The sequence below is a fragment of the Terriglobus albidus genome (assembly GCF_025685425.1).
In the GTDB taxonomy this organism is placed as follows: Bacteria; Acidobacteriota; Terriglobia; order Terriglobales; family Acidobacteriaceae; genus Terriglobus; species Terriglobus albidus.
Window position 1 is genome coordinate 566,769 of the sequence record NZ_JAGTAS010000058.1, and the last position, 26,895, is coordinate 593,663.

Below are 26,895 nucleotides of genomic sequence, written 5' to 3' on the forward strand. Positions count from 1 at the left end.
ACGTCTACAGGGAAATTGATCTAAGCGAATAACCATCCCCCAACCATGACAAACCGGGGCTATGATGTTCGGCATGATGCGGACGCTGATCTTCGCTCTCTGCGGAATCGCGGTCACAGGGGCCCTGGCGGAACAACCATGGAAGCCTGCCGACGTGCTTCGGGCACAGCGTCTCGAAATCCGTGAGGCCTATCGTCAGCCCTGGCATCGTATTGTCAGCTTCCAGCTTTATGATCAGCAGGGACGCCCCTCCCAGGACGGAACCGTCGAAGATTTTTACAGCTCCCCTGACAGCCAGCGCCGGATTTTTACGTCCACTAAGCAGCACTTCACGACTTACACGACGACTGAAGGCGCCTTCAACGATGTCCGCAACATCTCTCTTTCTCCAGCCCTTCTGGTTGCACTCGCCGCGCTCGGCGAGACCGGAGTCCCCGATGTGCTTCCACGTGACCGCTTTCTGAGCGAACATGCTCCTGGTCATGGCAACCTGGCCTGCTTCGGCACCCAACGGACAGATGAGTCCGGCATGTATGCCATTTCCCTGGTCGACGCGCCCACAACCTGCTTCCAGTCCACCAGCGGAGAGCTACGAGCCGTAAAGCGCAACGGCATCGTGACGGCGATCCTCGATTGGAGTACGCTACGCCAGCATCGCGTCCCCGGCCGCATTGCGGTATTTGGCGAAGAGGGAAAGATCGCCGAGTTAACGGTTGTCCTGCTGGAGCCCCTCGACCATTCCCTGGACGCCCCGCCCTCCAACCTTCGCCTGCATCCAGCCCATGGCACTGAACTAGCGGCGTGCGACCAGGGAGGATACAGCCCTGTTGGCCTGCCTCAGTCTCAAACCCCACGGCTGCAGGCGTATGTTCACGTCGATCGCAAGGGCAAACCGGACAGCATCCGCGTCCTATCGCGCGCCGATACTCTCACCCAGGGCTATGTCGCTGAGGAGATGAAACATCGCTCCTACCCTCCCTGCGTGGTCGACGGGCGTGTCACGGACTTCTCATTCATTACCAGCGTCTATCGGCCAGAGATGAACCAGGTCTCCACCGCGGGCTTCCTCTCCGGATGGAACGCGTATCTGGGCCCGGGAGCCAACGACTCCTCAAACTCGCTTTCAAACCTGGCCATTGCGGGCTGGTAGATTCGCCGGGCCGGTTCACCTTGCCCCGGCATCACCCCTCATTTAAGCTCGTAGATATGTACGAGGACTTTCACGCTCGCGACCGGTTTACCGGGGAAGACCTGCACTGCACCTGGAAAGGCACGGTCGTGGCCATCGCAACGCGTCACGCCGACGCCACCGATATCCGTTTCGCTGTGAACGGCCGCCCCGTTTGGATCGCCATGCCGAATGAGGCGTGGGTGCAGCAGAAGGCCAAGAACGGTCACGTCATTACGGATTATCTGGCTGCGCAGGCCGCAGGGCGTTACCTCAAGTCCATCATCGAAACCGGCTACGATAACGGCCGCGAGATGTACACCATGTCCATCGATGAGGTATTGCAGCACGTTGACGAGGTGGTCCGCGAAGCCGGCCACACCTCTAAGCTGCCGCAGCTCCCGCTGGTCAATCGCGACTCCCACCCCGCCGAGCTGGATTTCGTTCTACCGGGCGAGCCTCACAAACAGTCGCTCTCCGAATAGGTTTTCATTCGCTTTTAAGCTTTCTGGGGCACGCTGGAGCCATGCTGCTTCGCCGATCTCTCCTGTGTGCCCTCATGGGCGCTTCGTCCATCCTTTGTCATGCGCAGGAGGGTCTGCGTGACACGACGCTCCTCATCATCCGGCACGCGGAGAAACCCCTCGTCGGCGATCGCCTCACTCCAGCCGGAGAGGCACGCGCACAGCGTTATGCGGCCTATTTTGCTCCTTTCGTCGATCCCAGCGGCCGGAACCTCTCCATCGACACGATCTTCGCCGCGACCGACAGTAAAAACAGTCTGCGTCCGCGTTTGACCGTGGAGCCACTCAGCACAACGATTCACAAACCGATCAACACGCACTTCGTCGAGAAGAAGAACGATGATTTCGTTGCCGAACTCCAGAAGGAGTCTCACGGCAAAGTCATTCTCATCTCCTGGAGGCACGGTGGGATTCCCGAGCTGCTTACCAGACTCGGGGCGGATTCCACACGACTGCTCGGCGGCGAACACTGGCCGGACGATGTCTTCAACTGGGTCGTCGAACTCCACTACGACCACGACGGAAAACTTGCTTCGCAACAACTGATTCACGAACCCTTTTGAGATAGTTGGTCTGGGGCGTATAGCTGAAACCGGGCGAAGTGCTGCAGATAACAGAGATTGAAGCGGCAAACGGCCGCTGATAGAGCATTTTCCCTGTGGGTGTAGTCCAGAGCATCCGGATCTATAGGCGTTTTCCGCAATGAACGTCGCTGCACGCCGCAGCCGGGGTACCCAGCAACAGGGAAAATGCTCTAAACTTAGGAATTACGTGCCCATCTCGGGCGCGCACCTCTATCGAGACCTAAGGAACATCACGTTGGACAGCCAGACCCGCCATTCATTGAAGCAGCCAGACGCCTACGTCGCCGCAACCGAGCACGGCCTGCAGTGGGCTAAGCAGAATCGCAGTGCCGTAGTTCGCTATGCGGTCGGAATTGTTGTCGTTCTGCTCGTCGTTATTGGCGGTCTGGTGATCTACAACGTGCGTTCCAACTCCGCCAATACCGCCTTCGGCGAAGCCATGAGTGTCTATCAGGCCGATATCGCCGAACCCGGTGTTCCGCCGCAGCAGGGCGTCAAGACCTTCCCTTCGGCGCAGGAGCGCGCCAAGGCCGCCCATGAGAAGTTCCAGCAGGTGGCTGATCGCTATGGCATGACCTCCAGCGGCAAACTCGCCCTCTACTTCGCCGGCCTGACTGCCATCGAAGCGAATCAGACCTCCACGGCGCAGGCCGCCCTGGAAAAAGTTGCCGGCTCCTGGAACAGCGATCTCGCGTCTTTGGCGAAACTTTCCCTGGCCAGCCTGTATCGCCAGAGCGGACAGGACCAGAAGGCAATCGACCTCTATAACCAGCTCATCGCCAAGCCGAATCATTCGGTTCCGGCCGCAACCGCCCAGTTGCAGCTTGCATCCCTCTATGAAGCCAAGGGGCAGCAGGCCGAGGCCCGCAAGATCTACGCACAGCTCAAGGACAAGGAAGCCAAGACTGCTGCCGGTTCGATTGCCGATCAGCGTCTGAATCCGGGCGCGCGTCAGTAAAAGCATTTTCCCTGTAGGGGAAGAGTAGGGCTTCCGCATCTGTGGGCGTTTTCCGCGAAGAAAACGCCGCTGCGCTCCTCTTCCGGAAAACCCGGCAACAGGGAAAGATGCTCTAAAATCCCATTTCAGTACCGGGCTGGAAATCCCCGATTCTTAAGAAGGTTTAATTGGATTTCCGGCGTCGACACGGCGCAAGATACTCCCAGTACTTCGGAAAAGCTGTCGTTTTGTTGTTCTTGACTGCCCTGCATTCCACCGAAGCAGGAGAAATATATGCGCCGTATCCTGGTCGTTGACGATGAGCATCTCGTAGCCGATACCCTGCGAATTATTTTCCGGGAAAATGGTTTCGAGGCACGCGCTGTCTATACAGCGGAAGATGGCTTGTCTGCCGCACGTGACTTTCACCCAAACCTCCTTCTCTGCGATGTGAATATGCCCGGAGAGGACGGCGTTGCTCTGGCAACCCGCCTGACGGAAGAGCAGCCGGACTGCCGTGTCGTGCTCTTTACCGGTTACTACTCTCTGATGAAGAGTCTGATGGACCGTTCCAAAGAGCAGTCGCAGCCTTGGTCCGTGCTGACCAAACCGCTTCATCCAACCGATCTTCTGCGCGAAGCGAACGAACTGTTAACCTAGTGCTGAACCAATGACTTCCATCGGCCGCATGCTAATCGGTGCCGGCTGCCTGTTGATCCTGGCCGGCCTTATTTTCCTGGTTGCCGGTAAGTTTTCGCTCCCCTTTGGCCGCCTTCCAGGCGACATCAGTTTCCGTGGACGTAACTGGCAGGTTTTCATCCCTTTAGGGACAAGCATCGTTATCAGCATTGTCCTCTCTCTGGTTCTCTATCTCCTCAGCCGCCTCCGGCGCTAGAGCATTTTCCCTGTAGGTGTAGTCCAGAGCATCCCGCATCTATGGGCGGTTTCCCGATGAAAACGCCACTGCACGCCCTTCCGGGATACCCAGCAACAGGGAAAATGCTCTAGAGCAAGTCTCCTAAAGATGTAGAGCGGAGTGTCGGGTCCCCAGCGAACTTGTTCGCAGGGGTGAAGTCCTGGCTGTTTGCGCCGTTTTCCTGCGAAGAAAACGGCATTCGTAGATTTATCCAAAGCGATAGTCTTAGGAGAATTGCTCTAACCTAGAGCTATGCCTACGCTGGCACAGCTCCGTTCAGGCCGTACCTCGGACACCGCTCCTCAGCTTGGCTTCGCGTTCGAAGAACCCGAAGCTGCGCCGCAGGCGGCTGAACCTGCAGCCCGGCCGGCGCCGCGCCGCACTACGTTTTCCGTCGCCGAACTGGTCTCACTTATCCGTGGCGAGCTCGAAAAGGGATATGGCAATATCTCCGTCTTCGGAGAGGTCTCCAACTGCCGCCCTGCCAGCTCCGGCCACGTCTACTTCACACTGAAGGACGGCGAGGCACAGCTTCCCGTCGTGCTCTTCCGGCGCCAGGCCCAGATGCACCGTTTCCGCATCGAAGACGGCCTGGAAGTCCTGGTGCGTGGCCGCGTCTCCGTCTACGAATCGCGCGGACAACTTCAGCTCATCGCCGAATCAGTTGAACCTCGCGGAGCGGGAGCGCTGCAGCTTGCTTTCGAACAGCTCAAGGCCCGCCTGCAGACCGAAGGTCTCTTCGATGCTGACCGGAAGCGTCCACTTCCTGCCTTCCCCACACGCATCGGCATCGTCACCTCCCCTACCGGCGCCGTTATCCGTGACATCGTCAACGTCATCCGGCGGCGGCACGCCTGCCTCGATCTGCTGGTATACCCCGCCGCGGTACAGGGCGCCAGTTCGCCGCTGGAAGTCGCCAATGGCATCCGCTACTTCAACCAGGCAGCAGGGACTCCCCACGCGGTAGACGTTATTCTGCTGGCGCGCGGAGGCGGCTCTGCCGAAGACCTCGCCGGCTTCAACGATGAGGCACTCGCCCGTATGATCGCGGCCAGTGAGCTTCCCATCGTCTCTGCCGTCGGCCACGAGACTGACTTCACCATTGCCGACTTCGTCTCGGATCTGCGCGCACCCACTCCGTCGGCCGCCGCAGAGCTGATCACAGCCGCTCAGCATCGCATTGAAGATCATGTGGCCACACTCGGCCAGCGGCTGGTTCGTGCTGCCCGCTATACCACCATGCAGGCCGGCCAGCGTTTCGCGCGTATCAACGCCCAAGCCATCCTCTATCGTGTAGAAGATGCCATCAGCCGCCGCTATCAGCGTCTGGACGAGCTTGCATGGCGCGCCAATTCTGCCGTAGGCGCGGGGCTTCAGCGCAATGAGCGACGTCTGCTTGCGCTGCACCAGCGTCTGGCAGCACGCGATTTGACACGGCAGCTATCCCAGGCGCAACAACGTGTTTCTATCGTTGAGTCACGCCTTGTGACGGCTCATCGCGGCCGCCTTTCGAGCGAACGGAACCGCGTGCAGGCCGTTTCGACCGCGCTTCAGTCGCTGTCACCGCTTGCCGTGCTGCAGCGTGGATATGCGCTTGTTTATGACGCCGATGGCAGGCTGCTGCGGGATGCCGCCGAGGCTGCTCCGGGAAGTTCTATTACCGCACGATTGCACAAGGGCTCCCTGGATGCCACCGTCACCGGCAAGCGTTCCTGACGGCAAACTGTTACCCTCAAATTCAATATGCGAAAGCTCTTTGGAACCGATGGCATCCGTGCTGTCGCCGGCGAATCTCCGCTCGACCCGAAGACCATCTACGCCGTCGGTTTGGCACTGGCACACTCCCTGCGGGATTCGAAGGATGTTCTGCTTGGCATGGACACCCGCGAGAGCTCTGAGTGGATCGCTGCCACGCTCATTGCAGGCCTCACAGCCGGAGGAGCCGTTGCGCATCTTGCCGGAGTGATCACCACGCCGGCCGTGGCTTATCTGACACGCAAACATGGTTTTGGCGCAGGCGTTGTCATCTCTGCCTCGCACAATCCATGGCAGGACAATGGCATCAAGCTCTTCGGCCCCGATGGCTACAAACTCCCCGATGCCACAGAACTGGCCATGGAAGAGGAGATCTTCCGGCACCTCGGCAGTCTTGTTCATGACTCAATCGCTGCCAATGCGCTGCCCGAAGCCGACGACGCCTACCGTGCCGAGTACATCCAGTTCCTCCTCGGACAGGTGCCAGATCTTTCTCTCGATGGCAAAACCATCGTTATCGACTGTGCCAACGGCGCAGCATCTTCAGTCGCGGCGCAGCTCTTCGCCGAGCTTGGCGGAGAGATCCGTATTACCCACGCCTCTCCCAATGGCCGCAACATCAATGAGAGTTGCGGCGCACTGCATCCGGAGATCGTCGCTGACGAAGTCGCAGCCTCAGGCGCTTCTATGGGCATTACCTTTGACGGCGATGCCGATCGTGCTCTCTTTGCCGACGAGTACGGCCATGTTGTCAATGGCGATGCCGTCATGCTGCTCGCCGCACGCGATCTGAAGGCTCGCGGAGAGCTTGCGAACGATCTCGTCGTCGCCACGACCATGTCCAACATGGGTTTGGAGGCAGCGCTCAAGCGCTCCGGCATCCGGATGCTTCGCGCTCCAGTAGGCGACAAATATGTTCTGGAGCAGATGCAGGCTACTGGCGCGTCGCTCGGCGGTGAGCAGTCCGGCCATATCCTCTTCCCGGCGCTTTCCACCACCGGCGATGGCCTGCAGACTGCGCTCGCTGTGCTGAATGTTCTGCACCGCAATGGTAAATCGCTCGCAGAGCTGACCGGGGATCTGAAGGTCTTCCCGCAGGTGATCGTAAACGTCAAGGTGCGTGAGAAGAAGCCGCTTGATCAGTTCCCAGCAATCGTCAGCGCTATCACCGCAGCCGAGGATGAACTGAAGGATAGTGGCCGTGTCGTGATCCGTTACAGCGGCACCGAAGCTCTTGCCCGCGTGATGATCGAGGCGGAAGACGAGACCCGGATGAAGCACCACGCAGAGGCGATCGCCAGCTCCATCCGTACAGAGCTCGGAATCTGACAAGAACGCGGATGAAATGGACGGCCAAACAACGGATACTGCTCTTTCTTATCCCGCGCCTCTCCTCCTTTCTCATCCGCCTGCTGGGCTGCACGCTTCAGTTTGAGGAGATATGCGCACCCGGCGTCATTCCGGGCGACCGCATGCCTCCCCCTGGCGTCTTCGCCTTCTGGCACCGCTCCCTGTTGATGGCCGCCTACCGGTTCCGCAATCTTAGGATCGCTATTCTCATCTCCCAGTCCTTTGACGGCGAATTGATCGCACGCACTGTCGAACGTCTCGGCTTCAACGCAGTGCGAGGCTCCAGCTCTCGCGGCGGGGCGGCCGGTCTTCTTGCCATGGAGACGGCCTTCCGCAACGGCCATATCTGCGCTTTCACCGCTGACGGGCCTCGCGGTCCAAACATGATCGCGAAACCCGGTGTAACGGCCCTCGCGAATCGCGTCGGAACGAATGTCGGCGCATTTCATCTGCAGCCGCAACGCGCCTGGGTGCTGCGTTCGTGGGATTGCTTCCTTATCCCTAAACCCTTTAGCCGTGTCACCGTGACCTGGCCGCCCCATACGCCGGCTAACCCCACTCCAGAGGCGACACAGTCGACGCTCGATGAGGCGGTGCGGATGGCAAAACCGTATACAGGAGACCTCTAGATGCTGGTCTCCGACTTCGACTTCCATCTTCCCGAGGAGCTCATCGCGCAGCAGCCGCTGCCGGAACGCGACGCCTCGCGCATGCTGGTGCTCGACCGCCATACCGGCGCTTTTCGTGATGACAACTTCCGTTCTTTACCCTCACTGCTGCAGCCCGGTGACCTGCTCGTACTGAACAACAGCCGCGTGATTCCGGCACGCCTCTATGCGACGCGCTCCGGCTTTACCGGACAGATTGAGGTGTTGCTCACCCAGCAGACTGCACCGCTGGAGTGGACGGCTCTGGTTCGTCCTGGGAAGAAGGTTCGCGTTGGAACAACACTTGTCTTCGCCGACCAGCTTCAGGCCGAAGTGATTGCCGCCGGTGAATTCGGCGAACGTACTCTGCGCTTCGCTCCGGTCAACGACTTCTTCGTGCGTCTCGACCGCATCGGCCACATTCCCCTGCCGCCCTACATGCACCGTCCTGATGACGCAGGAGACCGCGAGCGTTACCAGACGGTCTACAACCAGCAGCCAGGCTCGGCGGCAGCCCCGACCGCCGGTTTGCACTTCACGCCGCGCGTGCTCGAGGAGATCAAGGCTCGCGGAGTCCAGATTGCTACGATCACGCTGCACGTCGGTCTCGGAACCTTTCAACCAGTGCGTGTGGAGCGACTGGATGAGATCAGGCTCCATACCGAGCACTACACCCTGCCGGAAGAGACAGCACACGCAATTCAGGGTGCACAGCAGGAAGGCAGGCGAATCGTTGCCGCCGGCACCACAACGGTCCGCACGCTGGAACACTGTGCCCGCACCTCGCTCGAACCTCATTCCGGAGAAACAAATATCTTTCTCTCTCCCGGAGCGGAGTTCAAGCTCGTCCAGGCGCTGTTGACCAACTTCCATCTGCCCCAATCCACGCTGCTGATGCTGGTAAGCGCCTTCGCAGGACGAGATAACGTGCTTCACGCCTACAACCACGCCGTGGCGGAGCGCTATCGTTTCTTCAGCTACGGCGACTGTATGTTCATCGCCTGAAAATCCATCGATCAAAAGTTTTCCGTGTGCTTTTCCGAGGACGAGGGATTGTGCCCTGAGAACAACTCCAAGGCACCATTCAACTATTCAACAATTCAACTCACAACCATCCAAACGCGTATCCTTCTAAGGATGGCTGACGAGCAGAAACCCGCAATCTACCTGCTGGACGCAATGGCGTTCATCTTCCGCGCTTACCACGCCATGCAGCGGCAACGCCCCATGTCCACGCGCACCGGCATTCCCACGGCGGCGACCTATGTCTTCGTGAACATGATCAACAAGCTGCGCCGCGACTTCCAGCCGAAGTACCTCGCCGCCATCTACGATCCTCCCGGCCCCGTCTTTCGTGATGAGCGCGCCCGCGAGATGAAGGCCGTCCGCAAGTGGAATATCAAAACCCAGCAGTTTGAAGATGTCGACTACGCCGGCTACAAGGCTACCCGTACCGAGACTCCACCTGACCTGCTGCAGCAGATGCCTTACATCCGCCGCTCCCTGGATGCGTTCCGCATTCCCGTGCTGCTCCACGAGGGCTTCGAAGCCGACGACGTGATCGGCACCCTCTCCTGCAAGTTTGCAGCAGAGGGATACAAGGTTTACGTCGTGTCTTCGGACAAGGACATGATGCAGCTTGTCAACGATGATGTGCATATCCTGAATCCGACGAAGGACAACCTCATCCTCGATCCGAAGAAGGTCGAAGAGACGCTCGGCGTCCCACCGCAACGTGTGATCGATGTGATGGCACTGCGGGGGGATTCGGTCGACAATATTCCCGGGGCTCCGGGCATCGGCGACAAGGGATCCGTGGAGCTGATTCAGCAGTTCGGCACCGTGGAAGCCGCGCTCGATCGTGCCGAAGAGGTCAAGCGTAAGACCTATCGAGAGAGTCTGCAGAACAATCGCGACAACATCATGCTTAGTAAAGAGCTGGTCACGATCCACACCGATGTGCCTGTAGAGTACGACCTTGCCGCGATGGAGACGCAGCCGATCGACCCGATCGCCTGCCGCGAACTCTTTACCGAACTCGAATTTACGACTCTGCTTAAAGAACTCGCTCCACCGGAAGATGCCAAACCGGCAGCTTACGTCCTCGATCCGACACCGGAACAGCTCGCGGCCCTGCTTACCTCCGCGAAGAAAGGCTTTGCTTTGGCAGTCTTCGAGAATGCTGCCGCCATTGCTTCGGAAGTCAGTGTTCCCGAGGAGGACGAAGCTGAACCGCCGCCGCCGGAGACTGGCAGCCTCTTCGCTGTACCACCTCCAATAGTCCCGGCTGCACCGGTTCCTCCTCCCTCACAATCATTACGCCTTGGGCTGGCAGTGGAAGGTCACGACGTGACCCTTGTCGACATGGCGCGACCGGAAGCACAACCGCTCAAGGCCTTACTGGAAGACGAGAGCATCCCTAAGTCTGTGCATGATCTCAAGTCATCCATACGGGCAATCGAGTCTTGCGGCTTCACATTGCGTGGCGTCGTGGACGATGTGATGCTCTACAGCTATCTCATCAATCCAACTCACGGCTCGCATACGCTGGCCGACATTGCCGCGCGCTTCTCCAGCCGCGCCCTCGGTAAAGATCCAAATACGTTATTGGTCGAGTCTGCCGATGCCGTTCTCCGGCTCGCAAAACCGATGAAGGATGATGTTGCGCGAGCCGAAACGATGAAGGTTTATGACGAGATCGATAAGCCGCTCGTCCCCGTCCTCCTCAAGATGGAGCGCGCAGGCGTACGCATCGATCGCGAGGTTCTAGGCGATATGTCTTCCCGTCTTGCAGTCGAGATCGACTCGCTGAGCGAGCGCATCTACGAGACCAGCGGCCACCGTTTCAATATCAATTCACCTAAGCAGCTCGGCGATGTGCTCTTCAACAAGATGGCGCTGCCCAAACCATTGAAGTATGGCAAGGGAAAGGTCATCTCCACGGCGCAAGACGTTCTGGAAGAGCTTGCAGGGCGCCATGAAGTCCCCCGCCTCGTCCTCGAGTATCGCCAGCTCGCGAAGCTTAAGTCCACTTACCTTGATCAGTTACCGCAGCTCGCCGACAACGAAGGCCGTATCCATACGACCTTCAATCAGGTAGGCACGGCGACTGGTCGCCTCTCCTCCATCAACCCGAACCTGCAGAACATTCCTATTCGTACCGCGCTCGGGCGGGAGATCCGTGCCGCATTCATCGCGGCGCCCGGCAATGTACTGCTCTCAGCCGACTATTCGCAGATCGAGCTCCGGTTGATGGCGCACTTCTCGGACGATCCTCTGCTGGTCGACGCTTACCGCACAGGCAAAGACATCCACACGCTGACCGCCAGCGAGGTCTTTGGAGTCGATCCTGAGACGATGGACAAGGAGACGCGTAACCGCGCCAAGGCCGTCAACTTCGGCATCGTCTACGGCATCTCTCCCTTCGGCCTGGCGGCACAGCTCGGGATTGAACAGAAGGAAGCGAAGCTCTACATCGAGCGTTACTTTGAGCGCTATAAGGGAGTCCGCGCCTTTATCGACGGCGTGCTGGCGAGCGTGCGCGAAGAGCAGAAGGTCAAAACGCTCTTTGGCCGCGTGCGTCCTATCCCGGATATCCAGTCACGCAACGCCAATATGCGCGGCTTCGCCGAACGCACCGCAGTCAACACGCCGCTGCAGGGTACAGCCGCTGATCTGATCAAGGTCGCGATGCTGCGCATCGATGCGGAGCTATCCCGTCGTCAACTGAAGACGAAGATGACCCTGCAGGTACACGATGAACTCCTCTTCGATGTCTCTCCAGACGAAGCCGAAGAGGTGGAAGCCATGGTTAAGCACGAAATGGAATGCGTCATCGAACTCAAGGTCCCACTCGTCGCCGACACCGGCGTGGGCAGCAACTGGAGAGATATCAAATAATTGAATAAGGGAATAATTGAATAACAACAGCAAAGGCCCCGCTCCAGGAGGCCTTTGCTTATTCAATCATTCAATTTTTCAATCATTCAATTACTAGCTGTACTTCAACCACTTCAGAATCTCGGGCAGCGTCGGCCGTTTACCGTACATCAGAATGCCCACGCGATAGATGCGGGCGGTGAGCCACAGCACGCCGTAGATGGTTGCCAGCAGAATCACCACCGAGGCTGCAATGTCATACCACGGCGGGTTGGAGATCGCGATGCGCAGATACATGATCAGCGGCGTACACGTAGGAACCAGCGAGATGATGCGCGAAAAGGGCGAGTTCGGGTCCGAGATCACCGGCACCAGCACAAACATGCAGGCCGCCATTGGAAGCGCAATCACCATGTTGAACTGTTGCAGCTCCTGCTCGGAGTTCACCATCGCCCCGATCGCGGCAGCCATGCCGGAATACAGCAGAAAGCCCATCACGAAGTAGCCGATGAACGCGATAATCTGCCCTGCCGAGAAGCTGATGTGGATTGCGCCTGCGCCTGCCGCCGAGGCCATTGGCGCCGCTGACAGACCGAGCGCCGCCAACACCCAGATCCCGATCTGCGTCAGGCCGACCGCCCCTACACCGAGCAGCTTGCCGGTCATCATCTCCTGAGGCCGCACGGTCGCCAACATGACTTCAAAGACACGCGAAGTCTTCTCTTCAATGATTGAGCGAGCCACGTTCATGCCGTGTAACATCACCGCCATATACATCAGGAAGAAGAGGACATACGCTCCGAAGAAAGCGGTCATCGTATCTGACTTCGAGATCTCGCCATTCTTGATGGTTTCGGTCTCGAGCTCAACGGGCGCCATCATCAGCTTGATCTCTCCGGCATCGACACCTTTGCGCTTCATGCCTTCGCGCACAATGGCGCGGCGCAAGGACGATTCAATCGCCTGCGTTGTCGAGATGTCGGCGCTGCTGATGGAGGTATAGGTCGCCTTCGGCTTGCCCTTATCCATATCGATCCACAGGAAGCCATCAATCTGCTTCTCCGCTGTCTCGTCCACGACCGCCTGACGGGTATTGCCTGTCGGCGGCGAGATGACATCCACCTGCATGGCGGAATCTTTGCCGTGCTCCAACTCGTCCTGCAGCGCCAAGGCGAGATCGGTATCGGCCGCAACCACCGCGATGTGCGAAGCAGCTTTTGAATGCCTGGACTTGACTACGGAGAACAGAATCCCGCCACCCATCAGCAGCGGAATCAGCATCGTCGTGACCAGAAAGGACTTGGTGCGCACGCGTTCCAGATACTCGCGCTTGGCGATCAACAGTGTATTGCTAGGCATCGACATTGCCTCCTGCTCCAACTTCCTGGATGAAGATCTCTTCCAGCGTCGGTTCCATCACTTCAAAACGGGTAATGCGGGTTCCGCCATTCACCGCCTGTGCAAGAACCTGCTGCGCTGCCGCCTCATCCTTCAGCCTGATCTCAGCGGAGCCGTTATAGAGCCTCGCCTCTTCAACTGCCGGATCACGCAGGAAACCTGCATCTCCCTCAAAGGTCATCTGCACCCGGTTGCGGGGATAGCGCGATTTCACCTCACGCATGGTTCCGCTCAGCACTGGTCTGCCTCGTGAGATGAGACAGATGGCATCGCACATCTTTTCGACCTGATCCATGCGATGTGTCGAGAACAGGATGGCGCGGCCCTCATTGCGGAGCTCCAGCATCGTATCGATCAGCAGCGTTGCATTCACAGGGTCCAGGCCGCTGAACGGTTCGTCCATGATGATCAGCTCCGGCTCGTGCAGCAGCGTTGAGATGAACTGGATCTTCTGCTGCATACCTTTGGAAAGCTCTTCCGTCTTCTTAGGAATCGCCTCGGTAATCTGCAGTCGTTCGCACCACTCATGGCTGCGCTTCAGCGCCGTGGCTTCGTCCAACCCGCGCAACTGTCCAAGAAAGACAAGCTGGTCAATGACCTTCATCTTCTTGTACAGTCCGCGCTCCTCGGGCAGATAGGCGACACGCTTCAAAGCATCGCGCTTGAACGGCTCGCCGAAAAGCCGGACAACGCCAGAGTCCGGCATCGTAATCCCCACCATCATACGGATCGAGCTGGTCTTTCCCGAGCCGTTTGGTCCTAACAGGCCAAACATGGTTCCGGGTTCGATGGAGAAGGAGAGGTCTTCGACTGCAACTTTTTTGTCATAAACCTTACGAACGTGTTCGAGTTGAACAATAGACATTGATGTTCCTGAGGGAAGTTTACTAGTTGGCCGATTTCGGGGCCGGATGCCGGATCATTTGCACTTTCCTCAGGACCAGCGGCGCGCACGCAGGATAAACGGCGGCCGGCACCCTACAATGCGATAAGACCCGATGTACCCGGTGATGAAGACCCAGCCTCCCAGCCCACGAACCAGTCAACTCCCGCGTGAAGCTCAGACATTCGCCACGGACGTCAAGTTCGTTAAAGGCGTCGGTGAGCGCATCGCGACAGCTCTGAAAGAGCGTGGGGTGGAGACGGTCGAGGACCTGCTCTACCATCTCCCCTTCCGCTATGAAGACCGCCTGCATCCGCGTCATCTTCGTGAGCTCAAACCGGGTGAGATGGCCTCGGTCATCGGTGAAGTTCGCGGTTCTGCGCTCCTTCGCACCAAAAAGATGCCCATCTTCGAAGTCACGGTCGGCCAGGGCCTCGATACCGTCAAATGCCTGTGGTTTCGCGGCACGTACCTGCAGGGGAAGTTCAAGGCCGGCCAGATGGTCGCACTCTACGGCAAGGTCGAGGCCTCCAGCAGCCGCCCGGGCGCCTTCAAGATGATTCAGCCGCAGTTCGAGTTCCTGCCGGATGCCTCTGCCACCGGCGAAGATGCCGAGTTCGCCGGTCTCGAGGTCGGCCGCATTGTCCCCGTCTATGAATCGCTCGGCGGCACCACGGCGTGGGGCGCCAAACTGGGCAGCAAATGGCTTCGCCGGGTGCTGTGGGATCTGCTCGCCGAGGTCAAAGATGCGCCGGAAACTCTTCCGCTCGCGCTGCGCAAACGGCTTAATCTTCCGGGACGTATGGCAGCTCTGCGAGAGGTTCACTTCCCAAGCGAAGGCACTCGACTGGAGGACCTCACCTACGCCCGCACCCCTGCGCTGCGCCGTCTTGTCTTTGAAGAGCTCTTTTATCTGGAACTCGGCCTCGAGCTCAAACGCCGCCGCATGCGCGAGCGTGAAGGAATCGCCTTCCAGACCGGCACCGACGTTCGCGAAGCGTTGAAGCAGATTCTTCCCTTCCACCCAACGGCGGCACAGAAAAGGGTGCTGGGAGAAATTGTCGCCGATATGCAGCACCCGCAACCGATGCGCCGTCTGCTGCAGGGTGACGTCGGCAGCGGCAAAACCATCGTCGCCCTGGAGGCGGCTATTGTCGCCATGGAAAATGGCTATCAGGCCGCCCTGATGGCTCCAACAGAGATTCTGGCCACACAACATTACCTCTCCGCGCGCAAGGTCCTCCAGAAGGCCACCAAAGAAGACGGAAATCGCCGCTACCGTATCACGCTGCTCACCGGTTCGCTTGAGCCGGCGGAGAAGAAAGCAGCACGCGGCAAAATCTATCGCGGTGAAACCGACCTGGTGATCGGCACCCACGCGCTGCTCGAAGAGAAGGTGGACTTCGATCGGCTTGGCCTCATCATTGTCGACGAGCAGCATCGCTTCGGCGTCCAGCAGCGCTTCCGCCTGATGAAGAAGCCTGGCGCGGCTGAACCCGATGTCCTGGTGATGACCGCGACTCCGATTCCACGCACGCTCGCTCTCACCATGTATGGTGACCTCGATGTCTCCATCCTCGATGAGCTGCCTCCGGGCCGGACGCCCATCGTCACCCGCCGCGTGGAAGAACAGCGTTCCGCCGAGGTGTGGGATTTCGTCCGGAAACAGGTCCAGGCCGGACGCCAGGCGTATGTCGTTTATCCATTGATTGAAGGAACAAACGATGATCAGCCGGAGTTGGATTTCGCGCACGATCAGCCTCCGGCAGAAGAGACTGCTCCGAAGAAAGGCTCGCGAAAAAAAACCGGCGAACTCTTCAAGGCCAAGCTCAAGTCAGCCACGCAAATGTATGAGGAGCTCAGTGCCGGCCCACTTCGCGGTCTGCGGCTTGGACTACTGCATGGCCGGCTCGATGCTGCTGAGAAGGAGGTCGTCATGGCTCGCTTCCAGCGCGGCGAGATCGACGTTCTTCTCTCCACTACGGTGATCGAAGTTGGCGTCGATGTGCCCAATGCCAGCGTCATGGTGATCGAACATGCAGAGCGTTTCGGACTCGCCCAGATGCATCAACTGCGAGGCCGTGTCGGCCGTGGCTCCGCGAAGAGCTATTGCATCCTGCTGACCGGACCGACTGTCTCACCCGAAGCCGATCAGCGGCTCGATGCCATGGTGCGTTCGCAAAACGGATTTGAGCTCGCCGAGATCGACCTGGAGCAACGCGGCCCTGGCGAGTTCTTCGGCACCCGCCAGTCCGGCCTGCCCGAGTTCCGCGTCGCGAGTCTGCTACGCGATCGCGAGACCCTGGAGCTAGCCAAGCGCGAAGCGGCAAACTTCGCGATCAATGCTGAAGCAACGGAAGAAGAGAAAGAAACCGTTCGCACTCAGTTGAAACAACACTGGCAACGGCACTATGGATTGGTGGAAGCGTGAAAGCAGTTGCTGGTTGCTGGTTCCTGGTTGCTAGTTGGGCCCGTGCCGTATGGCTTGGTGACACACTCAGATCGTTTTTCCTAGGGCGTATCGACAACTTCAGTTGATCTGACAGAGGATGACCTGAAACTGGTGGGAGCAGCGGGGTCCCCATCCAGCCTTGCTGGATGGGGTGTTCAGCGGGCTTCAGCCCGCTGATACAGGCGTAAAAAATAGAGGGGCTTTCAGCCCTGGGCCGCCTCTGTACGCGAGGAAAAAGCCCAGGGCTAAAGCCCATTTGATGTTGAGCCGATACACCGTGGGCTGAAAGCCCACGGCTCCCACCGAATCGAGCTTCGCTCGAACATCCCGACCAACGCGATGCGATGGATGGGCACCAGAGTATCGGTTATCGGTTATCTGGAATTTGTCGATACACCCTAGCAACTAGGAACCAGCAACCAGCAACTGGTCTTTAGGCTGTCGCCGGATACGCCTCAGTCCGCTGCTGTGCGAGCGGCGTCATCTGTACGACATGTTTCTTCGGTCCGCGCTTGCGGGCGACCAAAATGCGCACCCGGTCCAGCAGCTCCGATGCCGAGTTCGCGCCCTTGGGAAGAAACGCATCGGCGGCTTCGTTGCGATCGGCGCTGGTGATTGTTCCTGACACCATCAGCGAAGGTAGCGCGGGATGAATCTCCTTGGCGCGACGGATGAGTGCGTTCCCATCCATCTGCGGCATGGTTAGATCTGTCAGCAGCAGATCGACCGAACCCGGGAGTGCCTGATTCAGCATCTCCAGTGCCTGATGGGGAGATTGTGTATCGATCACGCGATATCCGCGCGTTTCCAGAAGGAACTTCCGCACGGATAGAGACTGTTCATTGTCGTCGACGCAAAGGATGGTCTTTTTGGGGCGCATGTGTTGCCTGTTCCTTGGTGTTGCTCTGCGAACGAGCTGCTCTGGCGCAAGGGCAGCGCCTGTTGGTGCGGTGATTCCGCGGCGGGTATGCACTTCGACTCAGGGAAAGACAAGGCTCTCCCGCTGCTTTCGCACAGGCGAAAAGCAGTGACGTACCGTGGGCATACCGGGCCGCGGAGAGAGGGGGATGCAGGCGAAATGCAGGTTGCCCTTCACCGTCGTCCTTCAGGGAGAAAACGCTTGTGCCGCCGTCGCAGCCGCGTACCACGCGGCTGCATGTGCTGGTGTGCGTTCGGGCCCCAGGGATCGGCGCTGCGGCCTGCGCAGTGCCCCTCTCAGCTTCAGTTGTGTGTCAGATCAGAAACCCTGCGTCGTGGTGTTCCGTACCTCGAACGCTTGGCAAGAGTACGAAGCTCTGAGGTGCGGCGCAATAGCGAAAGTAGAGCGAACATTCGCGGGCTTTCCACTTGCGGTTCCACCGCAATCGGTGGAACCGTCGTAGTTATTGGTGATTTATACGATGTTGCATGTTGAAATGTGGCTTAAATTGACAGGAAAAACTGTCCTTTTGCAACAGGAATGGTGCGGCCTGCAACATGAATTTCACACACCTTTCCGTCACGGAGCTCTCCACGAAGAAGCAGTCGGCTCGGCCGCTGCATCTCCAGCCCCTGTTCCATGACAATCCTTCTGCCGGAATCGACCGCTCCGTGGCGCAACAGGTAACTGATAGCGCACCCGGCCGCGGAGCCGGTAGCCGGATCTTCGCCGTTATAAAACTGCATGCGGGCATGCCAGTGTGCATCTCCGTTTTCGACCGGAGCAATGCAATAGAAGAACTTCGCGTCTGACGACGCCAGATATTGCTGCGCCACCCGCTGATTCACGGCGAGCCTTCCTGCTGCCTCTACTGACCGTAGAGGGACGATGCAGAAGGCCATCCCGGTGCTTGATGTCTGGGGGGCCAGCTCCGGGTGCAGATCGTCCACAGTGAGCCCCAGGGCGGACGCAATGGCCTCCCGTGCGTGCATCTGACCGAACTCAGGGTCGCGCTGCCGCATCTCCCCAAAAACACCCTGCTCGCCCTCCACAGGCGCCGTGAAACGTACCGGAATCGGTCCGACGGGCAGATCCAACGTAATGACCTCCTGCCCACGCAGGGCGGGATGGTTCAGATAGATCCAACTCGCCGTGCCGAGCGTCGGATGTCCTGCAAAACGCAGCTCTTCCTCGGTCGTAAAGATGCGTACTAGTACACCCCGCTCGCGCTCGGTCGCTTCATCCCGTGGCACGATGAATGTCGTCTCGGAGAGATTGGTCTCCCGCGCCAGCCGCTGCATCTGCTCCGTCGTCAGACTGCGGGCATCGGTGAAGATCGCCAGTTGATTCCCCTCCAACGCCGCCTCCGCAAAGACGTCAACCTGCTCCCACTCGAGTGCACGCATACCGTCACCCCTCTCGCTCATAAGCTCATTGTTGCAAAACCCGTATCTTCTTCTCAGACAGGCGCATCTCCCTAAAAGAGATGTCGACCGTTGGCGAAGTAGATTCGTTTCAGGGTCAAAACGAACCTGGGCAGATACAGGAGCCTAATTTTTCACCTGTTTACGGCTTTTACCCCTTGCTATCAAAGTCACTGGTCGTTACTTTGTGGTCAATGGCTGACATGCAAACAATCCTTCCATCTCTACCCTCCGACCCGGAGCCTGCTTCTATGAACATTGGAGCTACGATCCGCGGGTTCCGCCTGCAGAAGGGCATGTCCCAGGGCGATATCGAGAAGCGTACCGGGTTGCTCCGCTGCTATCTTTCGCGCGTGGAGAACGGGCACACGGTTCCGTCCCTGGAAACACTGCAAAAGATTGCTCAGGCGCTCGACCTGCCCCTCAGCCAGTTCTTCGCCGAAGACAGCGTCGGCCGCGAGATGAGCACACTGAATCTCTCCGAAGACGAGATTCGCTTCCTCACTCAGATCCAACGCTACTCAGCCAATCTGTCCGACTCAGACCGCAAGCTGCTGCTTGCCATGGTCCGCAAGTTCGCCCAGACCGCACTCAGTTAGTCCGCAGTATCCGTCAGCCAAAGGTTTTCCACAATCACCCCCGGCACCCTCGGGGGTGTTTTTTTGGCCGCTCCTTTCAGGACCCTGTGATTTGCGGCGATTCATTCGGAATCGCGGTTGCGCCTCCTATCATAGGAAGATGAAGACGCGATCCCCTCTCTATGTCACCTCGCTCATCGCGGGAGCTTTCTTCATGGAGAATCTCGATGGAACCATCATCGCCACAGCGCTTCCTCAGATGGCGAAGAGCTTCCACACCAGCGCTGTCAGCCTGAACATCGGTATGACGGTCTACATGCTGACACTGGCCGTACTGATCCCGATCAGTGGATGGGTAGCCGACCACTTTGGCGCCCGCACCGTCTTTGCGACCGCAGTATCGCTCTTCACCCTGGCCTCCGTGCTCTGTGCCGGAGCCCATTCCCTGACGCAGTTCACGCTGATGCGTATCCTGCAGGGAATCGGCGGAGCCATGATGGTGCCGGTCGGCCGTCTGATCGTTCTCCGCGAAACACCCAAAGATCGCCTGGCGCAGGCCATCGCCTACATCAGTTGGCCGGGACTGACCGCCCTTGTCCTCGGCCCTCCGCTGGGTGGCTTCATCACGACTTACTTCAGCTGGCACTGGATCTTTCTGATCAACGTACCCTTCGGGATCGCGGCTCTGATTCTGGCAATGCTGTGGATTGAAAACACCCATGTTCACGAGCGGCATCCGTTCGACTGGGGTACCTTCATCCTCGCCGGTATCGCCTCTGCCGGTTCTGTCTATGCCATGGAGAAATTCGGCGAAGGCGAATCCGGCTGGGTCACGCCGGCGATGACCTTGACATTCAGCCTGATCTGCGGTGTCTTTGCGATTCTCTATGCCCGCCGGCGGCCAAAGACCTCGCTCATCGACTTCGACTCCATGCGGAACAAGACCTACTCGCTCTCCATCTACGGAGCGAGTGCCTTTCGCGTGGGAGTCATGGCCCTGCCATTTCTGCTTCCGCTCATGTTTCAGATTGCGTTCCGGCTGAGCGCCTTCCGCAGCGGCCTGTATCTGCTTGCACTCTTTGGCGGTGACCTCAGCATGAAATCGATCGTGCTGCCGTTACTCCGAGCCTTCGGCTTTCGCCGTCTGCTGATCGTCAACGGCCTCATCACCGTGAGCACCATCTGCCTCTGCGCGCTGCTGACACCGGGTACGCCTACCGCCCTACTGCTCTTCATCCTATTTATCCACGGGGCCTGCCGGTCGCTCGAGTTCACCTGCCTTACAACTCTGGCCTACGCGGAGATTCCAGCGGAACGAATGAGCCGGGCAAATGGATTCCTCAGCGCCATCATGCAGTTGAGCGCAGGCATGGGCGTTGCAGTGGGCGCCATTACGCTCCGCATCGTCGCGATGGCCAAGGGTCACTCGGCAGCCCACCCGGATCTCAGCGACTTCCGCTGGGCCATCGTCCTCATGGCCATCTTTGCCTTGGGTCCGGTCATCGACAGCCTGGCGTTGCACCCACACGCCGGGGCCAGCACCAGCGGGCATAAGTACATCCCGGAATCGGAGTCGGCGCTGGTTTAGCGTGGTGTCTCAGAAGTTCTTGCATAAATGTTGTCATCCTGAACGTAGTGAAGGACCTGCTTTCAACGCGCCGGTGGCAAAAACTCTTCATGATTTAGGTCATGAACTTTAGATTCAGGAGCTAAACCCCTGTCGACAAAAGTCGTTGTGTTTTTGTCGGGAATTTAGGGCATCCCGAACCCACCCTAGCGTTGCGAGGGTGGGGCACCCGGTCGTATAAGCATCAAAGGCCGACGTGCCTTACCGCCTCTACAACTTGCTATGCTGGCCGGTATTGAGGTGATTGGATGGCCTTCGCTGAGAACAAGGAAAAGTTTCTCTTTCTACTGACGTTCATCATGAACGTCGTGAACGACCTGGTAGAGAACCACATCAGACAGGATGTAGAGCTTTTTCAATCCGTCTGGGCTTCAGAGGTGAGACCGCAACTGGAAGAGCTCTTTCGCACCTTTGAAGCCATCGAGAGCGAGGATTCCCCGCTGTGGCGAGAGATTCAGAACCGCGGCTTCACTCCAACCCAGATCAAACTGATCCAGACACGGCTCACCGAGGCTACACTCGCCGGCCCCGACACAGCCAGGGTTCATATGCTCACCAGCGCGGTTCTGAGTGAAATTCCGGGAGCCGGCTTTCTCACCTGGTTCAAGATATTCGTTCAGGATGCCGTCACCGATCGGATGGCGCCTATCATTCCCAACTAAGAACCATCTCACGCGGGGCGCTGCAAATCCCAAAAGGTGGACCTCCCGCATATTGCATAATGCGCAACATATATTGCGTAATGTACTATTCTCTCCTGCAATTCCACGCGCTCTCAGACGGAGGGAAAAGTGTACGGCCCGCAAACATCACGGAGGGCAAGCTCCGGACAAAATTACGCTTCGCATTTAGTCTCAGGTCACGTACTCAGCACCACAGCGTTCCTGCTCGCGTGTGCCTGTAGCGCCGCACCCGCGCAACAGGCTCCCATTGGCTGGAAGGACTACCTCGGTGGACCGGAGAGCGCGCACTACTCACCTCTGAAGCAGATCCATACCGGCAACGTGAATAAGCTCGATGTCGCCTGGAGCTATCTCACCGGCGACGACATCACTTACACCTTCAGCCCGCTGGTCATCGACAACATTGCCTATGTAGCCGCGAAGCAGGGATCGCTGGTAGCGCTTGATGCGACCACCGGCAAGGAACTGTGGAGCCACGCCTTCACCCTTCCCGGCAGTGCACCCTCGCGTTTCGCCGGTATCGCAGGCATGCGCGGCGCCAACTACTGGGAAAGCAAAGATCGCAAAGACCGTCGCGTGCTCGTCTCTGCCAATGGCTATCTGCAGGCCCTTGATGCACGCACCGGACAGCTTGTCGACTCCTTCGCCGATCATGGAAAGCTCGACCTCAAGATCGGCCTCGAACGCGCGACCCGCCCTCTCTCTTCCCGTACTCCTGGCCGCATCTTTGAGAACATCATCATCCTCGGCAGCGCCACCGGCGAAGGATACCTCGCTCCTCCGGGCGACATCCGAGCCTTCGACGTAGTGACCGGCAAGCTTCTCTGGGTCTTCCATACCATTCCGCGTCCGGGAGAGTTCGGATACGACACCTGGCCCAAGGACGCCTACAAGTACATGGGCGGCGTGGATGTCTGGGGTGAGATTACGGTGGATCCCAAGCGCGGCATCGCCTACTTCCCCGTAGCCTCAGCCAAGTACGAGCTCTATGGCGGCGACCGGAAGGGTAACAATCTCTACGCCGATTGCCTGCTGGCCCTCGATGCACGCACCGGAAAGTATCTCTGGCACTACCAGACGGTGCACCATGATGTCTGGGACTACGACCCTGATTCCGCACCGCAGCTCGTCACGGTGAAGCACAATGGCAAGACAGTCGATGCCGTCGCGCTGGCGTCAAAGAACGGCTTTCTGTATGTCTTCGACAGACTCACCGGCAAACCATTATGGCCAATCGAAGAACGTCCCGTCCCTGCCAGCGATGTTCCGGGCGAGGTCACTTCAAAAACGCAGCCCTTTCCGACCGTTGTACCTCCGTTCGCCCGGCAAGGCATGACTGTGAAAGATATGTACGAAGGCTTTATGAAACCGGAAGAGGTGCCTTGGTGGCGCGAGCGTCTTTCTAAGGCGAGAACCGGTTTCTATACGCCTCCGTCGACAACGGCGGACACAATTAACCTTCCCAGCGTGAACGGCGGAGCTCTGTTCTTCAGCACCGGAGCGAACGCGGTGGATGGCACCGTCTATGTCCTTTCCAAGGACATGCCCTCGATTATCAAGCTGGTGCCTGCAGGAGAGTCGACGACGGCCAATGCAGGTGGCCTGATCCCGAGCCGTCCGCACAACGTGCGTCCTAGAACGGGCATTCCTACGCAGGAACAGCTGGGCCGCGCCGTCTATGAGCAGAATTGTCAGTTCTGTCATGGCCCGGAGTTGAAGGGCGATCGCGGACCTGCACTCGATACCGTCGTCAGCCGGCTTGGTGTGGAGGCAACACGCAACACCATCACCAACGGCAGAGCGACCATGCCGTCCTTTTCTACATTGCCGGCAACAGCCCTGAATGACCTGATGGCCTTTCTCAAGCAGCCCGATCTCGCTCCCCTGGGTTCGGCTCCTTCGGCCGCGACCCAGGCCTTTATGCGTACACTGACAAGCGAGCCGCCCTATCCGAATGATGTCGAAGGTCCTCCGTCCCGTTACAAGACTGGGTATGGCAACGAACCCTACATCATTACCCCGCCCTGGAGCACCATCACCGCCTACGACCTGAATACCGGCAAGATCAAATGGCAGACGCCGTACGGCGATGTCCCCCAGGCAGGTCCAAGCGACAAGCTGCGGGGAAACATCTATCCCAAGAGCGGCTTCGTAACCACCGCAGGAGGCCTGGTCCTGTTTGCCGGCAATGACCCAAAGCTTTACGTTCTGGACAGCGCAACCGGCAAGGTAATCTTCACCAAAGATCTGCCCAATGGATCGCAGGGCGTCCCTGCTGTCTATGAAGCTGACGGACGCGAGTATGTTCTGTTCACTGTGAGTGGTGGAGGCACACCTTATCCAGACAGCGCCTACATCCCGCCTGGAGGCGTCTCCAATCCGACGACATCGAAGGGATATATCGCATTCGCACTTCCGGCCGGCGGAAACAAGCACTGAGTCGAGTGCGAATCGGTCCTATGCAGGCCATTCATTCAGAACGAATCGCCTGCATGGGATCGATCCACGATGCGCGCAGTGCAGGAAGAATCGATGCCGCACTCGCGACGCCTACTAACGTCAAGGTTGCTGCCATCAGGATCCACGGATCTCGTGTCGAAGTTTCATAAAGAAAGCTCGTCAACATGGTGGAGAGAGCGACTGCGACAGCCAATCCCGACCCGGTGCCAATCGCAACGACGACAGCATTTTCTCTGAAGACCATCATCGTCACACGGAGACGCTGCGCGCCGAGAGCGATGCGAATTCCAATCTCGTTCGCCCTTCGGGCCGTGGTGTAGGAGAGCGTACCGTAGAGCCCAATCGCTGTCACCAACAGCGAACATCCTGCAAAGAACAACCCAAGCAGAGCCATCATCCGTTCCGTGCTGATCGAGGTATCGACGACATCGTCCATAGGGCGGATCACAGGTGCTGGAATGGACGGCGCCAGCCGCGCTGCCAGTTCCCGCGAAAACGGAACCAGTGGAGCCCAAGGCCCATCGACACGCACCACCGCATTGAATGAAGGCTTCTTTTGCGGATCCTGCTGGATTGGGACATAGCCTGCTGGAGTTGCAGGCCCACGTACATCACGATACTTGACGTCTCCTACCACGGCTACGACCTCATAGACTGTCTTGTCGCGGTCGAGAATCTGCCGGCCGACAACATCGCCCGTCGGGAAGAACCGTTTGGCGGCGGATCGGTTCAGAATGATCTTCATGCCCGATGTTTTCGTGTCGTTCCACGTAAACGTGCGTCCTTGCTCCACCGGGATTCGCATCGTGTGGAAGTACTCCGGCCCGACACTATTCAGCCAGATGAGCTGACGTGTTCCTCCTGGTGTGGTGTAGGTGCCATTCCAATTGCGATGGGAGAGAGGAACGATGGATTGAAAGCTCACCTCTTTGACCCCGGGCGCAGTCTTCAGCCCTTCCTCGATCTGTCGATAAATTTCGATTAACGGATCGCCATCCAGTTGCTGCTTGTCCATGCTGAAGGCAATATTGACCACGCCGTGCGGATCAAAGCCAAGCCCCGTGCGATACAGCCGCACCAGGCTGGTCGCCAGCAGCGCCGCACCGGAGACCAGAATCAGCGCCAGGGCTACCTGGGAGATCATAAGCAGGCGAGGTATCAGTTTTGCCCGAGCATGTTTCTGCTGCGCATGTTGCCCATTCTTAATCTGTTCATTCAGATCTCCATCGGTTGCTCGTAGAGCAGGCACGAGTCCGATCAGTACAGAGGCGATCAAGGCAACGGATGCGGCAAAACTATAGAGGCGCCAGTCCGCCGACGCATCCAGAACCATGCTGTCGGGACCGTTTCCTCCTGAGAGCAGGGCGGAAAGTGCATGACTCACCATTGGAGCGAATGCCACGCCAAGCCCTGTACCGAGCCCCGCCAGCAAGAGACTCTCGATCATAAGCTGCCGGACCAAACGCGCCCGTGTCGCGCCTAAGGCTCGCCGCGTTGCCAGTTCCCGCTCTCGCACAGCTCCACGCGCCAGCAGCAGACTTGCCAGATTCAGGCATGCGAGCAGCAACAATCCGCCACACATCGCAAACATCGTCAGCAAAGGTTTGCGGAATACTGAACGAACATATGCAAATCCATTTGATCCCGATTCTGCCCCGAACCGGAAGTGATGCATCTCTTCATCCTTAATCCACTCGGGTTCCCCTCCCGATTCGTGCAACACGGAAGCCGAAACCGATTGCAAGGCAGCATTCGCTTTATCGAGTTCTATACCGGGTTTCAGGCGGGCCATCGCGGTAAGCCACCAGGCGTGTGTTCCGCCATGGAGGTGATCCCGGGGAGCATCGATGATTGGGTCCGCCGATATTGGCGCATAGATCTGCGGTTGCTGCGTCGGATCCGCTCCCATAAAGCTCTTAGGTATTACGCCGACCACGGTGAAGGGGACATTCGCGATCGTCAACTTGCGGCCAACAACATCCGGCGCTCCATCAAACCAGTTCTTCCAGAACTGCTCACTGATCACGATGGCAAACCCGGAAGGACTTCCACCCTCCTTGTCGTCGGCAGGTGTGAGGTAACGTCCTAACAGCGGCTTCACTTGCATCGCCGCAAAGTACTGTCCACTCACCATCACTCCATGGACGTTGACATTGCCTGAGTCTGCCCGCACCTGGAGCGTGTCATTGACGAATGCAAACACGTTCTGAAAGACGTCACTCTGACCTTCCAGACTGCGGAAGAATGGCGTGCAAAACGAAGTAGGGGACCGTGAACCGTCCTCCAGCATAGTAAGCACCACCATCTCGTGGGCCGCCGGTATCGGCAAAGGACGCAACAAGAGGCTGTCGATCAGTGCAAACACCGCCGTGTTTGCACTCACCCCAAGCGCCAACGTTGCCATCGCCACCGCGGTGAATCCGGGGGATTTCCAGAGCAGACGCAAGGAGAACCTGACGTCACGCATAAGCTCTTCCAGGAGGCGGAAGCTCCATATTTCACGCAGCCGCTCCCGCCAACGCTGCGCATCGCCGAACCGTACGCGGGCAGCACGTTCTGCTTCGGACGCCGACATGCCTTCCTGAAGATACTTCTCGCGCAACCGGTCCCGATGGAACGCGAGTTCCTCGGACATCTCACTCTCCATGCGGCGTTTGCGGAATAGCGAACTGAAACGCCCCAGAAATGCACTGATTGCAGGAAGCATCGTA

At 58.5% G+C, this 26,895-nt stretch carries 21 protein-coding genes; 16 read left to right on the forward strand and 5 right to left on the reverse strand.

Annotation, left to right across the window (positions count from 1 at the left end; all coding sequences use genetic code 11):
* Positions 1–73: 73 nt before the first annotated feature.
* From OHL21_RS21430 to polA, 11 genes are all read left to right on the forward strand, one after another.
* Positions 74–1,150 carry a hypothetical protein gene (locus OHL21_RS21430; RefSeq protein ID WP_263419345.1) on the forward strand — a complete coding sequence of 359 codons (1,077 nt, stop codon included), beginning with the start codon at positions 74–76 and terminating at the stop codon, positions 1,148–1,150.
* 56 nt (positions 1,151–1,206) lie between these two features.
* Positions 1,207–1,653, forward strand: a complete 447-nt coding sequence (locus OHL21_RS21435) for a hypothetical protein (RefSeq protein ID WP_263419346.1) — start codon at positions 1,207–1,209, stop codon at positions 1,651–1,653.
* Positions 1,654–1,694: 41 nt separating this feature from the next.
* Positions 1,695–2,255: a hypothetical protein gene (locus tag OHL21_RS21440; protein WP_263419347.1), complete on the forward strand. Its 561-nt coding sequence runs from the start codon at positions 1,695–1,697 to the stop codon at positions 2,253–2,255.
* 256 nt (positions 2,256–2,511) lie between these two features.
* Positions 2,512–3,234 (forward strand): tetratricopeptide repeat protein, encoded by a 723-nt coding sequence (locus OHL21_RS21445; RefSeq protein ID WP_263419348.1) that lies wholly within the window; start codon positions 2,512–2,514, stop codon positions 3,232–3,234.
* Positions 3,235–3,507: 273 nt separating this feature from the next.
* Complete coding sequence (locus OHL21_RS21450) at positions 3,508–3,873, forward strand: response regulator (protein WP_263419349.1); 366 nt, start codon at positions 3,508–3,510, stop codon at positions 3,871–3,873.
* Positions 3,874–3,883: 10 nt separating this feature from the next.
* On the forward strand, positions 3,884–4,108 hold the full coding sequence (locus OHL21_RS21455; protein WP_263419350.1) for a DUF2905 domain-containing protein: 225 nt from the start codon (positions 3,884–3,886) through the stop codon (positions 4,106–4,108).
* 273 nt (positions 4,109–4,381) lie between these two features.
* Positions 4,382–5,845 (forward strand): exodeoxyribonuclease VII large subunit, encoded by a 1,464-nt coding sequence (xseA, locus tag OHL21_RS21460; protein WP_263419351.1) that lies wholly within the window; start codon positions 4,382–4,384, stop codon positions 5,843–5,845.
* Between the two features lie 27 nt (positions 5,846–5,872).
* On the forward strand, positions 5,873–7,213 hold the full coding sequence (gene glmM, locus OHL21_RS21465; RefSeq protein WP_263419352.1) for a phosphoglucosamine mutase: 1,341 nt from the start codon (positions 5,873–5,875) through the stop codon (positions 7,211–7,213).
* Positions 7,214–7,224: 11 nt separating this feature from the next.
* Positions 7,225–7,863 carry a lysophospholipid acyltransferase family protein gene (locus tag OHL21_RS21470; protein WP_263419353.1) on the forward strand — a complete coding sequence of 213 codons (639 nt, stop codon included), beginning with the start codon at positions 7,225–7,227 and terminating at the stop codon, positions 7,861–7,863.
* A complete protein-coding gene (gene queA / locus OHL21_RS21475; RefSeq protein ID WP_263419354.1) occupies positions 7,864–8,886 on the forward strand; it encodes a tRNA preQ1(34) S-adenosylmethionine ribosyltransferase-isomerase QueA in 1,023 nt (340 codons plus the stop codon).
* A 132-nt stretch (positions 8,887–9,018) separates the two neighbouring features.
* The gene (gene polA / locus OHL21_RS21480) at positions 9,019–11,781 is read left to right on the forward strand and encodes a DNA polymerase I (protein ID WP_263419355.1); all 2,763 of its coding nucleotides are present in this window, start codon (positions 9,019–9,021) and stop codon (positions 11,779–11,781) included.
* 93 nt (positions 11,782–11,874) lie between these two features.
* Here polA and OHL21_RS21485 read toward each other — a convergent pair whose 3' ends face one another.
* Both OHL21_RS21485 and OHL21_RS21490 read right to left on the reverse strand, forming a co-directional pair.
* Entirely contained in the window at positions 11,875–13,119 is a 1,245-nt protein-coding gene (locus tag OHL21_RS21485) for an ABC transporter permease (RefSeq protein ID WP_263419356.1), read from the reverse strand.
* A complete protein-coding gene (locus tag OHL21_RS21490; RefSeq protein WP_263419357.1) occupies positions 13,112–14,023 on the reverse strand; it encodes an ABC transporter ATP-binding protein in 912 nt (303 codons plus the stop codon). The genes OHL21_RS21485 and OHL21_RS21490 overlap by 8 nt, the downstream gene beginning before the upstream one ends.
* A gap of 145 nt (positions 14,024–14,168) precedes the next feature.
* Here OHL21_RS21490 and recG point away from each other — a divergent pair, with 145 nt between their 5' ends.
* Positions 14,169–16,472, forward strand: a complete 2,304-nt coding sequence (gene recG, locus OHL21_RS21495) for an ATP-dependent DNA helicase RecG (protein WP_263419358.1) — start codon at positions 14,169–14,171, stop codon at positions 16,470–16,472.
* A gap of 454 nt (positions 16,473–16,926) precedes the next feature.
* Here the strand turns inward: recG and OHL21_RS21500 are convergent, their stop codons facing one another.
* Together OHL21_RS21500 and OHL21_RS21505 are read right to left on the reverse strand one after the other, a co-directional pair.
* The gene (locus tag OHL21_RS21500; protein ID WP_263419359.1) at positions 16,927–17,373 is read right to left on the reverse strand and encodes a response regulator; all 447 of its coding nucleotides are present in this window, start codon (positions 17,371–17,373) and stop codon (positions 16,927–16,929) included.
* A 542-nt stretch (positions 17,374–17,915) separates the two neighbouring features.
* Positions 17,916–18,818, reverse strand: a complete 903-nt coding sequence (locus OHL21_RS21505) for a PhzF family phenazine biosynthesis protein (protein WP_263419360.1) — start codon at positions 18,816–18,818, stop codon at positions 17,916–17,918.
* 269 nt (positions 18,819–19,087) lie between these two features.
* Between OHL21_RS21505 and OHL21_RS21510 the strand changes: the two genes are divergently transcribed.
* From OHL21_RS21510 to OHL21_RS21525, 4 genes are all read left to right on the forward strand, one after another.
* Entirely contained in the window at positions 19,088–19,435 is a 348-nt protein-coding gene (locus OHL21_RS21510) for a helix-turn-helix domain-containing protein (protein ID WP_246153652.1), read from the forward strand.
* Between the two features lie 139 nt (positions 19,436–19,574).
* Entirely contained in the window at positions 19,575–21,002 is a 1,428-nt protein-coding gene (locus tag OHL21_RS21515) for an MFS transporter (protein ID WP_263419361.1), read from the forward strand.
* A 287-nt stretch (positions 21,003–21,289) separates the two neighbouring features.
* Entirely contained in the window at positions 21,290–21,703 is a 414-nt protein-coding gene (locus OHL21_RS21520; protein WP_263419362.1) for a hypothetical protein, read from the forward strand.
* 129 nt (positions 21,704–21,832) lie between these two features.
* Positions 21,833–24,163, forward strand: a complete 2,331-nt coding sequence (locus OHL21_RS21525; protein WP_263419363.1) for an outer membrane protein assembly factor BamB family protein — start codon at positions 21,833–21,835, stop codon at positions 24,161–24,163.
* 31 nt (positions 24,164–24,194) lie between these two features.
* Here OHL21_RS21525 and OHL21_RS21530 read toward each other — a convergent pair whose 3' ends face one another.
* The gene (locus OHL21_RS21530) at positions 24,195–26,891 is read right to left on the reverse strand and encodes an ABC transporter permease (RefSeq protein ID WP_263419364.1); all 2,697 of its coding nucleotides are present in this window, start codon (positions 26,889–26,891) and stop codon (positions 24,195–24,197) included.
* Between the last annotated feature and the right edge of the window lie 4 nt (positions 26,892–26,895).

Excerpts from the sequence above, each read along its gene's own strand:
- OHL21_RS21430 (WP_263419345.1), top strand. The coding sequence starts at position 74 with ATGATGCGGACGCTGATCTTCGCTCTCTGCGGAATCGCGGTCACAGGG.
- OHL21_RS21435 (WP_263419346.1), top strand. The coding sequence starts at position 1,207 with ATGTACGAGGACTTTCACGCTCGCGACCGGTTTACCGGGGAAGACCTG.
- OHL21_RS21440 (WP_263419347.1), top strand. The coding sequence starts at position 1,695 with ATGCTGCTTCGCCGATCTCTCCTGTGTGCCCTCATGGGCGCTTCGTCC.
- OHL21_RS21450 (WP_263419349.1), top strand. The coding sequence starts at position 3,508 with ATGCGCCGTATCCTGGTCGTTGACGATGAGCATCTCGTAGCCGATACC.
- OHL21_RS21455 (WP_263419350.1), top strand. The coding sequence starts at position 3,884 with ATGACTTCCATCGGCCGCATGCTAATCGGTGCCGGCTGCCTGTTGATC.
- xseA (WP_263419351.1), top strand. The coding sequence starts at position 4,382 with ATGCCTACGCTGGCACAGCTCCGTTCAGGCCGTACCTCGGACACCGCT.
- glmM (WP_263419352.1), top strand. The coding sequence starts at position 5,873 with ATGCGAAAGCTCTTTGGAACCGATGGCATCCGTGCTGTCGCCGGCGAA.
- OHL21_RS21470 (WP_263419353.1), top strand. The coding sequence starts at position 7,225 with ATGAAATGGACGGCCAAACAACGGATACTGCTCTTTCTTATCCCGCGC.
- queA (WP_263419354.1), top strand. The coding sequence starts at position 7,864 with ATGCTGGTCTCCGACTTCGACTTCCATCTTCCCGAGGAGCTCATCGCG.
- polA (WP_263419355.1), top strand. The coding sequence starts at position 9,019 with ATGGCTGACGAGCAGAAACCCGCAATCTACCTGCTGGACGCAATGGCG.
- OHL21_RS21485 (WP_263419356.1), bottom strand. The coding sequence starts at position 13,119 with ATGCCTAGCAATACACTGTTGATCGCCAAGCGCGAGTATCTGGAACGC.
- OHL21_RS21490 (WP_263419357.1), bottom strand. The coding sequence starts at position 14,023 with ATGTCTATTGTTCAACTCGAACACGTTCGTAAGGTTTATGACAAAAAA.
- recG (WP_263419358.1), top strand. The coding sequence starts at position 14,169 with ATGAAGACCCAGCCTCCCAGCCCACGAACCAGTCAACTCCCGCGTGAA.
- OHL21_RS21500 (WP_263419359.1), bottom strand. The coding sequence starts at position 17,373 with ATGCGCCCCAAAAAGACCATCCTTTGCGTCGACGACAATGAACAGTCT.
- OHL21_RS21505 (WP_263419360.1), bottom strand. The coding sequence starts at position 18,818 with ATGCGTGCACTCGAGTGGGAGCAGGTTGACGTCTTTGCGGAGGCGGCG.
- OHL21_RS21510 (WP_246153652.1), top strand. The coding sequence starts at position 19,088 with ATGAACATTGGAGCTACGATCCGCGGGTTCCGCCTGCAGAAGGGCATG.
- OHL21_RS21515 (WP_263419361.1), top strand. The coding sequence starts at position 19,575 with ATGAAGACGCGATCCCCTCTCTATGTCACCTCGCTCATCGCGGGAGCT.
- OHL21_RS21520 (WP_263419362.1), top strand. The coding sequence starts at position 21,290 with ATGGCCTTCGCTGAGAACAAGGAAAAGTTTCTCTTTCTACTGACGTTC.
- OHL21_RS21530 (WP_263419364.1), bottom strand. The coding sequence starts at position 26,891 with ATGCTTCCTGCAATCAGTGCATTTCTGGGGCGTTTCAGTTCGCTATTC.